The 14,097-nt window shown below is 72.8% G+C and carries 9 protein-coding genes; 8 read left to right on the top strand and 1 reads right to left on the bottom strand.

Annotated elements, in window-relative coordinates:
• Nucleotides 1–15: 15 nt before the first annotated feature.
• On the bottom strand, nucleotides 16–1,179 hold the full coding sequence (locus IE251_RS17525; RefSeq protein WP_189753902.1) for a MalY/PatB family protein: 1,164 nt from the start codon (nucleotides 1,177–1,179) through the stop codon (nucleotides 16–18).
• Between the two features lie 1,162 nt (nucleotides 1,180–2,341).
• Here IE251_RS17525 and IE251_RS17520 point away from each other — a divergent pair.
• The 8 genes from IE251_RS17520 (at nucleotide 2,342) to IE251_RS17485 (ending at nucleotide 14,092) form a co-directional block, all read left to right on the top strand.
• On the top strand, nucleotides 2,342–5,371 hold the full coding sequence (locus IE251_RS17520) for a non-ribosomal peptide synthetase family protein (RefSeq protein ID WP_189753901.1): 3,030 nt from the start codon (nucleotides 2,342–2,344) through the stop codon (nucleotides 5,369–5,371).
• 7 nt (nucleotides 5,372–5,378) lie between these two features.
• The gene (locus IE251_RS17515; protein ID WP_229896810.1) at nucleotides 5,379–6,164 is read left to right on the top strand and encodes a leucyl/phenylalanyl-tRNA--protein transferase; all 786 of its coding nucleotides are present in this window, start codon (nucleotides 5,379–5,381) and stop codon (nucleotides 6,162–6,164) included.
• Nucleotides 6,165–6,211: 47 nt separating this feature from the next.
• Nucleotides 6,212–6,973 (top strand): N-acetyltransferase, encoded by a 762-nt coding sequence (locus tag IE251_RS17510; protein WP_189753900.1) that lies wholly within the window; start codon nucleotides 6,212–6,214, stop codon nucleotides 6,971–6,973.
• Between the two features lie 92 nt (nucleotides 6,974–7,065).
• Nucleotides 7,066–8,124: a methyltransferase gene (locus IE251_RS17505; RefSeq protein ID WP_189753899.1), complete on the top strand. Its 1,059-nt coding sequence runs from the start codon at nucleotides 7,066–7,068 to the stop codon at nucleotides 8,122–8,124.
• Nucleotides 8,121–10,289, top strand: a complete 2,169-nt coding sequence (locus tag IE251_RS17500) for an acyl-CoA dehydrogenase family protein (RefSeq protein WP_189753898.1) — start codon at nucleotides 8,121–8,123, stop codon at nucleotides 10,287–10,289. The genes IE251_RS17505 and IE251_RS17500 overlap by 4 nt, the downstream gene beginning before the upstream one ends.
• Nucleotides 10,286–10,948: a thiaminase II/PqqC family protein gene (locus tag IE251_RS17495; RefSeq protein WP_189753897.1), complete on the top strand. Its 663-nt coding sequence runs from the start codon at nucleotides 10,286–10,288 to the stop codon at nucleotides 10,946–10,948. The genes IE251_RS17500 and IE251_RS17495 overlap by 4 nt, the downstream gene beginning before the upstream one ends.
• Before the next feature lie 156 nt (nucleotides 10,949–11,104).
• Nucleotides 11,105–12,700: an MFS transporter gene (locus IE251_RS17490; protein WP_189753896.1), complete on the top strand. Its 1,596-nt coding sequence runs from the start codon at nucleotides 11,105–11,107 to the stop codon at nucleotides 12,698–12,700.
• A 156-nt stretch (nucleotides 12,701–12,856) separates the two neighbouring features.
• Nucleotides 12,857–14,092: a cytochrome P450 family protein gene (locus IE251_RS17485; protein ID WP_229896809.1), complete on the top strand. Its 1,236-nt coding sequence runs from the start codon at nucleotides 12,857–12,859 to the stop codon at nucleotides 14,090–14,092.
• Nucleotides 14,093–14,097: the final 5 nt, after the last annotated feature.

Raw genomic sequence — 14,097 nt, 5'->3', positions numbered from 1 at the left:
ATGTCCGCGGGTGTGTCAGGTCAGGGACTCCCGGATCCGGCGCAGGATGTCCTCCAGGATGCCCCGGGAGGTGGCGAAGTTGAGGCGTACGAAGCCCTCACCGCCCGGTCCGAAGGCGCGGCCGTCGCTGAGCAGGACCCGCGCCTCGTCCCGGAAGAAGGTGTACGGGTCGGGCTCCAGCCCCAGTTCCCGGCAGTCCAGCCAGGCGAGGAACGTGGCCTGCGGCATCCGGTAGCGCACCCCGGCCGGGAGCCCGTCCCGCACCAGCGCGGCGTTGCGGGCCAGGACCTGCCGCAGCCGCGCCAGCCAGTCCTCCCCGTGCCGCCAGGCGGCCAGGGTGGCGGCGACCCCGAAGGTGTTGGGCTCGCCGTACAGATGGGTGGGTCGGGCCAGCGCCTCGCGCACCCCGGCCGCGCCGACATGGGCGACGGCGCAGCGCACACCGGGCACGTTGAACGCCTTCGTGGCCGAGGTCAGGGTCACCGTCCGGGCGGCCACCTCGTCGGCGAGGGAGGCGAACGGGATGTGCCGGTGCGGGTCGTGGACCAGGTCGGCGTGGACCTCGTCGGCGACCACCAGCAGATCGTGGCGCAGCGCGAGCCGGGCCAGCGCCCGAAGTTCCTCGCGGCCGAGCACCCGCCCCGTCGGGTTGTGCGGGTTGACCAGCAGCAGCAGCCGGGAACCGCCCGCGCGCAGTTCCCGGTCCAGCCGGTCGGCGTCGAACGTCCAGCCGTCGCCGTCCGGCGTGCAGGGCACCGCGTGGGCGCGCCGGCCCATGCTCGTGATGGTCTCCAGGAACGGCGGGTAGGCCGGGGTGTGCACCACGACGCCGTCGCCCGGTCGCGTGGCGACGTTCAGCACTGCTTGCAGGCCCTGGTCGATGTCGGTGAACTCCCGTATGTGGGCGGGGTCGAGTCGCCAGTCGTGGCGTGTGCGCATGCGCTCGGCGAAGGCGGTCCGCAGCGGGTTCTCCGCGGGCCGTCCGTCCCAGGAGGGGTAGCCGAGGTCCTCCTCCGCGCACCGCAGCAGGGCCTCGCGCACGGCCGGGGCGGGTGGGAAGTCCATCTCCGCGATCCAGGCCGGAAGGACGTCCGGCTCGGCACGGCTCCACTTGGCGCCCGGGCGGCGGGACAGAGCGCGGACGTCGAGGTCGTCGAAGTCATCGAGGTCGTCGGACATGAGGGGCCTTTCTGTTGCCGTGCGTCGTTCCGAGCGGGGGTGCTGGTGGGTGGTGCCGCCCGGCCCCCGTGCCACGTCGGAGGGGCGGGCGGCGGCGGAGTCGCGCGCGGAAGCGGTCCTCGATCGGACCGTCCCGGGGCGGTGCGTGGCTCATGGCGTTCTCCGGATGCGGCCGGACATCACCGGACCGGTGGCCGGCGTCGGTGCGGTGGCGGCGGACGCGGCACGGCCGACGCGGCACGGCGGACGCGGCACGGCGGACGCGGCACGGGAGTAACGGGCCGGCCCATGGATATCGCGGCCAACGCCCGGAATGTCGCGGATAATCGCCGGTTAACGGGACGTCAATGCCCGGGCGACGCCGACGGCGGCCTCGTCCCGGCATTTCGGAAATCGCAGCGGGACACGGCCGGCCCGGGCCGGTTCGGAGAAGTCGCCCAAAAGCCGCTCCCGCCTGCGGATTGGAGTCCCGTTCCGCACCACTTATACCCATACCCCCTAGGGGAAGCAAGGTGTTTGAGCACGGAGAAGGGCCCGGCCCGCCCTCGGTGACGCATCGGATTACCGCTCGATAAGCGGCCCCCGACCTTCTGTGCCCGGCGCGGGTGTGAGCGGCTTCACTCCTCTCTTTTCCCCGCGCGACCTCCTCTCCGCCCCTCGTTCCACTCTCCGGAAAAGAAATCTTCCCCCGTTGACAACGCCTACCCCCGTAGGGTTTCCTCGGCACGGTCGCAACAGAGCACAGTCGGCGCCAGGTCGAGTACCGAGGCACAGAAACTGACGTTCGGTTGAAGATGGGGGACGGCAACGATGGAGACATCGACGACGCACGAACCGGGCGCGACCGCACACCGCTGTCTGTGACGGCGCCGGAGCACACCGACACCTCCGCGGCCGACCGACCGGGCCACCCGCTGTCCCCGAGCCGGCTGATCCCCTCGCGTGTGGCCACCGAGCCGCACCCGCGCGCCCGCCATGTGCCGGGCGCGGTGACTTCTTCCTTCTGATTCCCGCCCACAGCCAACGGATTCACTGCACCCCGGCACACCGGCCTGCCGCCGTTCACCCAGGGCCGGCGCAATCCCAGGCACGAGTCCGCCGTGCGCTCACGCGCGTCGGCGGACGGTCAGCGTTCTCATACCCGCACTGGACGAGAGGACTCATGGACATCATCGGGAAGCCGTACGCACACGAGCGCTTCGCCGCGGTGGCGGCGGCTCGTGGCGAGGCGACAGCGGTGGAACACGACGGCCACCGGATCAGCTACGCCGAACTCGACGCGGACGCGAGCCGGTTAGCCCGGCGGTTGCGCTCGCGCGGAGTGGGGCGCGGATCGGTGGTCCTGGTCCACCTGGAGCGCTCGATCGACCTCGTCGTGTCGTTCCTCGCGGCACTCAAGGCGGGGGCCGCCTATCTTCCGGTGGACCCGGACGTGCCCGACGACCGGCTCGCCGCCTACGTCAAGGAGACGGGCTGCGCGGTCGCCGTCACCCGCCCCGAGCACGCCGGCCGGTTCACCGGGCTGCCGGTGACGGCCCTGGATCCGCGGGCCGCCGGCGCCGAGGACTCCCCCGGCGCCGCTCCGGCCGCCGCGGTCGAGCCGACGGACACCGCCTACATCATCTACACCTCGGGCTCCACCGGCTCCCCCAAGGCCGTACGGGTGTCCCACGCCTCCCTCGCCTATCTGTGCCACAACGTCAACGAGCGGTACGGCGTCACACAGCGGGACCGGGTGCTGCAGTTCGCCGCGCTCTCCTTCGACACCTCCATCGAGCAGATCCTCAACACCCTGCTCAACGGCGCGACCCTCGTCCTGCCCGAGTACGCCTGGGCACCGAGCGAACTGCCCGGGCGGCTGAGGTCGCTCGGCATCACGGTCATGGACCTGACCCCGCCGTACTGGCGCGCCTTCCTCGCCGAACTGGCCCGTGACCCCGGGGAGTTGCCGGTGCGGCTCACCATCGTGGGCGGCAGCGCGGTGCACGCCGAGGACTGCCGGACCGCCCTGCGGCTGATGCCCGGCTCCCGCCTCGTCAACGCCTACGGGCTGACCGAGACGACGATCACCTCCTGCACGATGGAGATCACCCCCGAGGTGCTGCCGGCCCAGGGCCCGGCGCCCGTCGGACGGCCGCTGCCGGGGACCGTCGTACGGGTCCTGGACGAGCGGCTGGCCCCGGTCCCGCCCGGGCGGCACGGCGAGATCCACCTCGGCGGTCCCGGCGTCGCCCAGGGCTACCTCGGTGACGAGGCGCAGAGCCGGAAGCGGTTCGTGACCCTGCCGGACGGGGCGGACGGCCCGGGGACCGTGTACCGCACCGGCGACCTGGGCGGCTGGACGGCCGACGGCAACCTGGAGATCGTGGGGCGGGCCGACCGGCAGATCAAGATCCGCGGCTTCCGCATCGAACCGGCCGAGATCGAGGCGACCTTGTCGGCGCACGACCTCGTCGACGACGCCGCGGTCATCTCCTTCACCCACCGGGGGGAAGACCAGCTCGTCGCCTATTTCACCGCCCGGCGCGCCCCGGGCGCCCTCGATCCCGGGGAGCTGCGCGCCTTCACCGCCCGCCATCTGCCCGCCTATATGGTCCCGGCCCGGTTCGTCCAGCTCGACGCGATGCCGACGACCGCGCACGGCAAGACCGACCTCGCCGCGCTGCCCGATCCGTCCGAGCTGCCCGCGGCCCCTCCGGCGGCCGGTGCCGGGGCGTCCCCGGCGAGCCTGGTCGAGCGCGCCGTCGCCGGCCTGTGGTGCCAGGTGCTCGGTGTGGAGTCGGTGGAGCCGGACGACAACTTCTTCGACCTGGGCGGGAATTCGATCCTCGCGGCCGAGCTGATGGCGAAGGTGCGGGCCTCGCTCGGCGTCCTGATCACCCAGGTGCGCCCCCTGATCCGGCTGCTGCTCGACGACGCCACCCTGCGCGGCTTCGCCACGGCGGTGGAGTCGGCCCGGGCCGGCACGCTCAGCGCGGACGGCGCGGCCCCGGCCGATCTGTGGGCGGACACCGCCGTCGGCGTGCCGGTCCAGGCACGGCCCACCGAGACCGCCTGGGCGGACCCGGCCCATGTCCTCCTCACCGGGGCCACCGGCTTCCTGGGCGTCTACCTGCTGCGCGACCTGCTGCGGAGCACCGGCGCCACCGTGCACTGCCTGGTGCGGGCCCGCGACGCCCGGCATGCCGTCGAGCGCCTCCAGGGCACCGCGCGGCGCTATCTCGCCGAGGACCTGGCCGAGTACGTGGCGTCCGGGCGGATCTCGGTCGTGCCGGGCGACCTGGCCCAGCCCCTGCTCGGGCTGACGGAGGCGGAGTTCGACCACTTCGCCAGGACGGTCGACGTCATCCACCACCCGGGCGGGCTGGTCAACTTCATCTACCCGTACTCCCATATGCGCCCGGCCAACGTCGAGGGCACCCGGGAGATCATCCGGATGGCCGGACGCCACCGGAACATCCCCGTGCACTACGTCTCCACCATGGCCGTGGTCTCCGGCTTCGGCACCGCCGGTGTCCGGCACGTCACCGAGGAGACTCCGCCCGGCCACCCGGAGCGGCTGTCGGTGGGGTACGTCGAGAGCAAGTGGGTCGCCGAGGGGCTGCTGCTGAACGCGGCCGCGCAGGGTCTGCCGGTCGCCGTCTACCGGGCCGCCGACATCTCCGGCGACCGCGTGACCGGCGCCTGGAACACGGCCACCGAGATGTGCGCGATGAAGAAGTTCATCGTGGACACCGGGACCTCCCCCATCGCCGAACTCCCCCTGGACTACACGCCGGTGGACTGCTACTCCGCCGCGCTGCTGCACATCGCTTCGAGCAGGCTCCCGGCCGGCGAGATCTACCACCTGACCAATCCCGGGAAGGTGAACGTCTCCCTGCTGGCCGACCGGCTGCGGGCACACGGGCACACCATCCGCGAGATCCCCTGGGAGGAGTGGGTCGACGGGATCGTCAGGATGGCCGTCGAGCGGCCCGACCACCCCATGACCCCGTTCGCCCCGCTGTTCATCGACCGCTGCTCCACCGGCGAGATGAGCGTGGCCGAGATGTACCTGGAGACGACGTTCCCCGTGTTCACCCGGGACAACGTCGACAACGCGCTGCGCGGCAGCGGTATCGAGATCCCGCCCGTGGACGCGGACCTGCTCGACCGCTACATCCGGTACCTGACCTCCATCGACTTCCTGTGAGGTGGACGTGTTCATCCGTACGCTGGCGCGTGCCGGCGGTTCATGGGAGTCGCTGGACGTCCTCGGCGGCCCGGCGGACGGGCCCGTCGCCTTCGGGGGCGACCTCGGCCCCCAGTCCCTGCTCGCCGCCTACCGGCGCGGCCTGTACCCGTTCCCGGCGGCGACGGCCGAGCAGCGGATCGTCAACGAGCTGATGTACGAGGCCGATGTCGAGGCCGGTGCGGTGAAGGTGCTGCCCGGCCGCGACGACCCCTTCTCCATCGCCTGGTGCTCCCCCGACCCGCGTCCGGTCATCCACGTCGGCCAGGCCCGCCTCCAGCGCAGCCTGCGCCGGCAGCTGCGCAGCGCGCCGGACTGGACCACCACGGCGGACGTGTGCTTCGAGCGGGTGGTCCGCCAGTGCCGCGCCGGACGCACCGAGCAGTGGCTCACCGACGACCTGCTGCGCGGCCTGTGCGTGCTGCACGAACTCGGCCACGCGCACAGCGTCGAGGTGTGGGAGGGCAACGAGCTGATCGGCGGCACCTTCGGCGTCCGGATCGGCCGCGTGTTCAGCGCCGACTCCCAGTTCACCCGGCGCAGTGGCGCGGGCAAGACGGCGGTCGCCGACCTGACCCGGCGCTTCGCCGCGGCCGGCGGGCTGGCCGTCGACGTCCAGCGCGACGGCGACCACGTCCGGCTCCTGGGCGCGCGGCCCGTCCCCCGGGCGCGCTATCTCGCCCTGCTCGCCGGCCGGCACACGGCCCGGCCGCTGCCCACCGAGCGGCTGCCCGCCCGCCGGCTCGCCGGATGAGGACCTCGCCGACCACCGTGCCCGCACCCACCGACGGGAGAGACGCCATGAGCACCACCGGCACCGGCCTGCGCGCGGTCAGCCTCGCCGAGCGACCCGACCTGGAAGAGGCGATGCTCACCATGGAGTCGTCGTGGCCCGCCTACATCCGCCCCGATCCGCTCCTCGTGGACTGGGCGCTGCGCCGCCACGCCGGGCACCAGTTCGTCGTACTCGACGAGGAGGACCACGTCGTCGCCCGGGCGGCCAGCGTGCCCTTCGCCTGGGACGGCGACCCGGACGGACTGCCCGACACCGGCTGGGACGAGGCGTTGCGCCAGTGCCTGTCCGACACCGTCGCCGGCCGCGACCTGACCACGCTGTGCGCGCTGGAGGTCGCCGTCGTCCCGGACCGCCTCGCGCGGAACCTGTCCGGGTACACGCTGCGCGCCCTGCTCGACCACGCCCGCGCCGCCGGGTTCCACGACGTGGTGGTGCCGCTGCGGCCCAGCGGCAAGCACCGGCATCCGTGGCTGCCGCTGGCCGAGTACGTAGCGCTGCGCCGGCCCGACGGGCTGCCCGAGGATCCCTGGCTGCGGGTGCATGTGCGGGCGGGCGGCGAGGTGCTGCGGGTGTGCCCGGCGTCGATGACGATCTCGGGGAGCCTCGCCCAGTGGCGGGAGTGGACGGGCCTTCCCCTGGACACCGACGGCCCGGTGGAGCTGCCCGGCGCGCTGACCCCGCTCACCGTGAACACCGTCCACGACCACGCCGTGTACGTCGAACCGAACGTCTGGGTCCGGCACCGCCTCACCGGCGGGCGCCCCTGACCGTCCGGCACACACGCGCCGGCCTCCCGTACCGATGCGGGAAACCGGCCGGCCTTCCCCCGAGCGACACCCACGACAAAAGGAGTACGACCATGAGCACGACTCCCCAGGACGTCCTCGCCACCGGCAAACTGGATCTCCGGGCCGCCCTGATCGAGCGGATCGGCGGCTACATGACGGCGCACGGCATCGGTGTGGCCGCCGAACTGGGCCTCGCGGACCTGATCGGCACCGGTTCGCGCACCAGCCGGGAGCTGGCCGACGCGACCGCCACGCACGAGCCCTCGCTGCGGCGGCTGCTGCGCATGCTGGTCGCCGTCGGCATCGCCGAGGAGCCCGAGCCGGGCCGCTTCGCGCTGACCGACATCGGCTCCCAGCTGCGCTCCGACTCCCCGGACTCGCTGCACAAGTTCGCCAAGATGTTCTGCCACCCCATCTTCTTCACGTCCTGGCAGAGCCTGCGCCACACCGTCACCACCGGTGAGCGCGCCTTCGACCACGTCCACGAGACGGGCATCTACGACTGGCTGGCCCGGCACGGCGAGACCAGCACCCTGTTCAACGAGGCGATGAGCGAGGAGTCCCGGCTCTCGGCCGCGCAGCTCGCCGCGGGCTACGACTTCCCGGCGACCGGCACGGTGGTGGACCTCGGCGGCGGCGACGGCACCCTGCTCACCGCGATCCTCCAGGCCCGGCCGGGGCTGCGGGGCATCGTCTTCGACAGCCCGAGCGGTGTCGCCGAGGCGCCCGCCACCCTGGGCAAGGCCGGAGTCGCCGACCGGTGCGAGGTCCGCTCCGGGGACTTCTTCCAGTCCGTGCCGGACGACGGCGACCTGTACATCATCAAGAGCGTGTTCCAGGACTGGGGCGACGACGAGGCACGCGCGATCCTGCGCACGGTCCGGGCCCGCATACCCGCCTCCGCCACCTTGCTGATCGTCGGCACGGTGCTGCCCGAGACCGCCGACACCTCCGCCCCCGTCGCGTACTTCACCGACGTCAACATGATGGTCACGACCGGCGGCCAGGAACGTACCGAAGGGGAGTTCCGGGCGCTGCTGGAGGAGACCGGGTTCACCGTGCGGTCGGTCGGGGTGGGGCAGGCCGGGCCGCTGTCGGTCATCGAGGCCGTCCCCGCCTCCGCGGCATGACGGCGCGGGAGACGCCGGAGCAGGGCACCCCGGCCGGCGCACGGCGGCCGGGGTTCGCCACGGGGCTGTTCCTCGGCCGGCCGGACACGGATCTCCTCACCGGGCCCGCGGGTGACGCCCGGCGGCCGGCACCGGCGGAGGAGCGCTTCCTCGCCCGCCTGCGCGACTTCTGCGAGAAGGAGGTCGACAGCGCCGCGATCGAGCGCGCGGACCGTGTCCCGGACGAGGTGGTCGAGGGGCTGAAGGACATCGGCGCGCTCGCCATCCGGCTGCCGCGCCGGTACGGAGGGCTGGGCCTGTCCACCCACTGTTACCTGCGCGCGCTGATGCTCACCAGTACGACGCATCCGGCGCTGAGCGAGCTGCTCGCGGCCCACCAGGCGATCGGGCTGATCCAGCCGCTGCTGCTGTTCGGGACCGACGAGCAGAAACGCGCGTTCCTGCCGCGGTGCGTGCGGGAGATCTCCGCCTTCGCCCTCACCGAGGCCGACATCGGCAACGACCCGTTCCGCATGCACACCACGGCCGTGTACGACCCGGCCATGGACGGCTATGTGCTCGACGGGGTGAAGACATGGACCACCAACGGGGTGATCGCGGACCTGCTCGTGGTCATGGCCGTCGTACCCGCCGGGGAGCGCGGCGAGGGAGGGATGACGGCGTTCGTCGTGGAGGCGGACGCGCCCGGGGTGACGGTGGAGCGGCGCAACTCCTTCCTCGGGCTGCGCGGTCTGGAGAACGGCTGTATCCGGCTGCACCGGGTCGCCGTCCCGGCGGGCAACCGGATCGGGGCGGAGGGCGAGGGGCTCGCGATCGCCCTCGCCGCGCAGGACACCGGGCGGCTGTCGCTCCCGGCGGTGAGCGCAGCCGCGGCCAAGTGGAGCCTGAGGATCGCCCGGCAGTGGAGCGCGGCCCGGGTGCAGTTCGGGCGGCCCATCGCCCGGCACGACGCGGTGGCCGGGAAGGTGTCCTTCATCGCCGCGACCGCCTTCGCGCTGGAGGCGCTGGTCGAGGTCATCGCCCGGCGCGCGGCGGCCGGCGGCACCGACACGCGGCTGGACGCGGAACTGGCCAAGCTGTTCGCGTCGGAACAGGCCTGGGTCATCGCGGACGAACTGGTGCAGCTCCGGGGCGGCCGCGGCTACGAGACGGCCGAGTCGGCCGTCGCCCGGGGCGAACGCGGCCTCCCGGTCGAGCAGCTGCTGCGAGACGTCCGGGTCGGCCGCATCTTCGACGGCTCCAGCGAGGCCCTCAGGGCTTTCCTGGCCCACGACTTGATCGAGGCCCACCGGGCCGCGGCCGGCGAGCGGGATACGGCGCCTGGCCGGGGAACGGCACAAGCCGGGAAGACCACGCACGCCGGAGAAACGGCAGCAGTCGGAGGCACCGCACGCGCCGAGGACACCTCTCGAGCCGGAGGCACCGCCCGCGCCGAAGACACTCCCAGTACCGGAGACACCACGCCGGCCGGAGACATGGCCCGAGTCGGGTACACGGCCCGAACCGGAGACACCGCGCGGGCCGAAGACACCGGGCGAACCGGTGGCACCACGCCAGCCGGGCACACCGCCCGAACCGGAGACCCAGCAGCCGCGACGCGGGCCGCAGGTGCCGGGATGCCGGCCGGACCGGACGCTTCGGCGGGCCGGCTCGACGCTGTCCTGGACGGCCACCTGGAGTTCGTCGCCCGGACCAGCCGGCGGATCGCCGGTGAACTCGCGGTGGTCGCCGCCGAGTCCGGGCCGGAGGGCGAGGGTCTGGACGGGCGGCAGCGGTTCCTCGGGCGGATCGTCGACATCGGGGCCGAGCTGTACGCGATGAGCGCGAGCTGTGTCCACGCCCGGGCGCTCGGCGGCGCCGACGGCTCCCCGGCCGAACTCGCCGACGCCTTCTGCCGTCAGGCGCGGCTGCGGGTGGCCGAGTCGCTGGCCCGGCTCGGGGAGAACACCGACGCCGCTGACCGCGCGGTGACGGGACAGGTCCTGGAGGGCCGCTACGCCTGGCTGGAGGAGGGGGTGGTGGACGTCTCCGTCGACGGGCCCTGGATCGCCGAGCAGCGGCCCGGGCCGGCGACGGGCCCGAATCTACGGCGCGTCATCCGGCCGGCGGCGACGCCGAGGACCACCCGGCCGTCGACCGACGAAACCACGAGGAGGACCCCGTGAACACCGTGACGGACGTCCTGGAGGCGGCGCGGCTGCGGATCGCCGAGGACGTCGAGCCCAACCGTTTCCTGGAGGTTCTGGAACAGGGCCGGATGCCCGGGGAACGGCTCAAGTGGCTCGCCGGGGAGCTGTACCACCTGGTGAGCAGCGACCGCCGCAGCTTCGCGCTGCTCGCGTCGCGCTTCCCCGGCGCACCGGCCGGAGACCTGTTCCTGGCCATGGCCCAGGGCGAGGCCCAGGCCCTGGACCTGCTCGGGGGCTTCGCCGCGGCGCTCGGCCTCACGACTCAGGAGCTGCGGGCCTACGAACCGCAGCCGCTCGCCCAGGCATATCCGGCCTATCTGGCGCGTGCGGCGCTGTTCGGCACGGCGAGCGACACCGCGCTGGCGCTGCTGGCGAACGTGGCAGAGTCCACCGGGACCTATGCCCGGGTGGCCGACGCCCTGGTGGCGCGGTACGGCTTCGAGGAGGGCGCGCTGGAGCACTTCCGCTACTTCGCCGACACCCCGCAGGCCCTGCTGGACCAGGCGACGGCGACCCTGGCGGACGGCCTGGCCGGCGGGGACGACCCGGTGGCCGCCGTGCGCTGCGCGTGGACCGTGCACGGGCTGGAGGCCGCGTTCTGGAGCTGTCTGGCACGCGGCCTCGGCACGGGCTGAACGCACCCGTCCGCAGGCTCTCCACCCGGCTTGACACCCATACCCCCCACCCGTATTTTCACTGCAATACCCGGTAGGGGTATTCCTGTGTGCCCGGTGGCCGTGCCACGGCGCGGCACGGTCTTGCCGCAGGTCTCGACGAGGAGAGGAGTGCTGATGTCTTCGACAGGAAGTCCGCAGTTACGAGCAGGGGGCAGGCAGTGGGCCGCGTTGGGCCTGCTGGTTCTTCCCGCGCTCCTGCTGTTCATGATGCTGACCATCCTGTTCCTGGCCATCCCCTATCTCGCGGCGGATCTGCGGCCCAGCAGCACGCAGACACTGTGGATCCTGGACATCTACGGCTTCCTGATGGCCAGCCTGCTGGTGCTGATGGGCACGGTGGCCGACCGCTTCGGCCACCGGAACCTCCTGATCACCGGGGCACTGCTGTTCGGGCTGGTCTCGGCGGCGGCGGCCTTCACGGACTCGCCCGAGCTGATGATCGTCTGGCGTGCGCTGCTCGGCGTGGCGGCGGCCATGCAGATGCCGACCACGCTCGGCCTGATCTTCACGATGTTCCAGGACCCCAGGCAGCGGGGCGTCGCCATCGGCACCTGGGCGGCGGCCATCTCGGCCGGTGTCGCGCTCGGCCCGCTGCTCAGCGGTCTGCTGCTGGAGGCGTTCTCGTGGCGGGCGACGTTCTTCGTCGCCGTACCGGTGATGGCGGTCGTGGTGATCGGCGCGCCCCTGCTGCTGCCGGGCCGGCAGGGCCCGAGCGCGGGCCGGCTGGACCTGTTCAGTGCGCTGCTCATGCTGCTGACGCTGCTGCCGCTGATCTACGGCGTGAAGGCGTTCGCCACCAGCGACTCACCGCTGGTGCCGGCCCTGGCCGTGGTGGTGGGCCTGCTCTTCGGTGTGGTGTTCGTGGTCCGCCAACTGCGCTCCGCCGAGCCGCTGCTGGACGTCCGGCTGTTCAAGAACCGGACGGTCAGCGGGGCGCTGGGCGTCTTCATCCTCTCGGCCATGGGCCTGGGCGGCGTGTATCTGATGTTCACCCAGTACCTCCAGCTGGTGAAGGCCCTCTCGCCGCTGAAGACCGGGTTCGCGATCCTCCCCGCGGCCCTCGTCCTGATCGTGGTCGCGATGCGCTCCCCGGTCCTCGCCCGGCGCGTCCGGCCGGGGTATGTCATCGCCACGGGGCTGGCCGTGCAGGTCGTCGGCTACATCCTGTTCACCCTCGTCGACAGCACCACCGCACTGCCGTGGGTGATCGTCGGCTTCATCGTGCTCTACCCGGCGGTCTCCCCGTCCATGGCGCTGACCACGGACCTCGTGGTCGGCTCGGTGCCGCCGGAGAAGGCGGGCGCGGCCGGCGGCCTGGCGTCGACCGTCAACGACCTCGGCATCTCGCTGGGCGTGGCCGTCATCGGCAGCATCGGCACCGCCGTCTACCGCGCCGGCGTCGACGACAAGCTGCCCGCCGGCCTGTCGGACCCGGCGGCCTCCGCCGCCCGGGAGAACCTCGACGGCGCCGTGGCCGCCGCCCGGGAACTGCCCGGACAGGTCGGAGACCAGTTGCTGGTCGTGGCGCGGGACGCCTTCACCAGCGGGCTCAACGTCGCCGCCGGCACGGCCGCGGTGATCGCGGCGGCGGGTGCCGTCGCCGCGGCGCTCTCGCTGCGCCACGTACCGCCGACCGGCTCGGCGGTGCCCGACGCCGGGCCCGCCGAGGCGAGCCCCGCCCCGTCGGTCCCCGCCGCCGACTCCGACTGACCGGCGGCGCCCGGACGAACCGACCGGAACGACGGAACGGCACCAACAGACCCGTACCTACAGCGATTTCCAGTGAACACCGCCGGACGAGGCGGCCGGAGCGGTCCGACACCCGCGCCGGCCGCCGCGTCCGGCCCCCTCGTCAGGAGGCACGCAGTGTCAGTGATTCCCTTCAGCGCAACCCCCACCGAGACGCTCGACAACAAGGGCGGCCGGTGCATGTACGCGCAGGTCGAACGCCTGCGGTCGCTGGGGCCCGCCGTCCCCGTGCGGCTGCCGGAGGGGGTGGCGGCCTGGTCGGTGTCCCGGGGGGACGTCGTACGGATGCTCCTGACCCACCCCGGTGTGTCCCGCGACCTGAAGAAGACCGTGCCGGCTTATCAGCCCGGATCCGTGCCGTGGCTGTCGCCGTGGGTCGACCTGGACTCGATGGCCACGGCGGACGGGCGGGAGCACGCGCGGCTGCGCAAGCTGATCACCCCGGCCTTCACCCCGCGCCGGGTGGAGCGGCTGCGCTCGCACATCGAGGCGGACGTCACCATGCTGCTGGACCAGCTGGCCACCCGGCCCGGCGACGAACCGGTGGACCTGCACGAGGAGTTCTCCTACAGCGTGCCGACCCAGGTGATCTGCGACCTCTTCGGCATCCCGGACGACCAGCGGCCCGAGGTGCTGCGGGTGTTCCGGGAGGTCGCCCGGACCGGCCTGTCCGAGGAGGAGTCGGTCGCGCTGTACAACGACCTGGTGGCCGCGATGCACCTACTGATCACCACCAAGCGGACCGCCCCGGCGGACGACCTCACCAGCTTCCTGCTCGCCGCGCGCGAGGAGGGCGAGGAGTCGCTGAACGAGCACGAACTGGTGTCGACGCTGCTGCTGATGATCGGCGGCGGCAGCCAGACGACCATCAACCTCCTGGACCACACCATCCGCGAACTCCTGGCCCACCCCGACCAGTTGAGCATCCTCCGGGCACACCCGGAGCGCTGGGCCGACGCCGTCGAGGAGTCGCTGCGCCTGCACTGCCCGGTGATGCACCTGCCGATGCGCTGGGCCAAGGAGGACATCGATCTCGGCGAGGGCGTGGTGATACGCGCCGGGGACGCCATCCTGATCTGCTACGGCGCCCACGGCCGGGACCCGGGGGTGCACCGCGACCCGGAGACCTTCGACATCGACCGGGAGGACAAGGACCACATCGCCTTCGGTCTCGGCGCGCACTTCTGCCCGGGTTCGCACCTCGCCCGGCTGGAGGCCCGTATCGCGCTGCCCGCCCTGTTCGACCGGTTCCCGCGGCTGGCCCTGGCCGTCGACCCGGAGGACGTGCCGCCCGGGCAGACCTTCATCGGCAACGACGTCTCGTCCCTGCCGGTCTTCCTGCGGCACAAGTGAGCACG

Source organism: Streptomyces eurythermus, from assembly GCF_014649115.1.
In the GTDB taxonomy this organism is placed as follows: Bacteria; Actinomycetota; Actinomycetes; order Streptomycetales; family Streptomycetaceae; genus Streptomyces; species Streptomyces eurythermus.
Note: the sequence above shows the minus strand (reverse complement) of the source record. Positions and strands in the feature narration are given on the sequence as shown.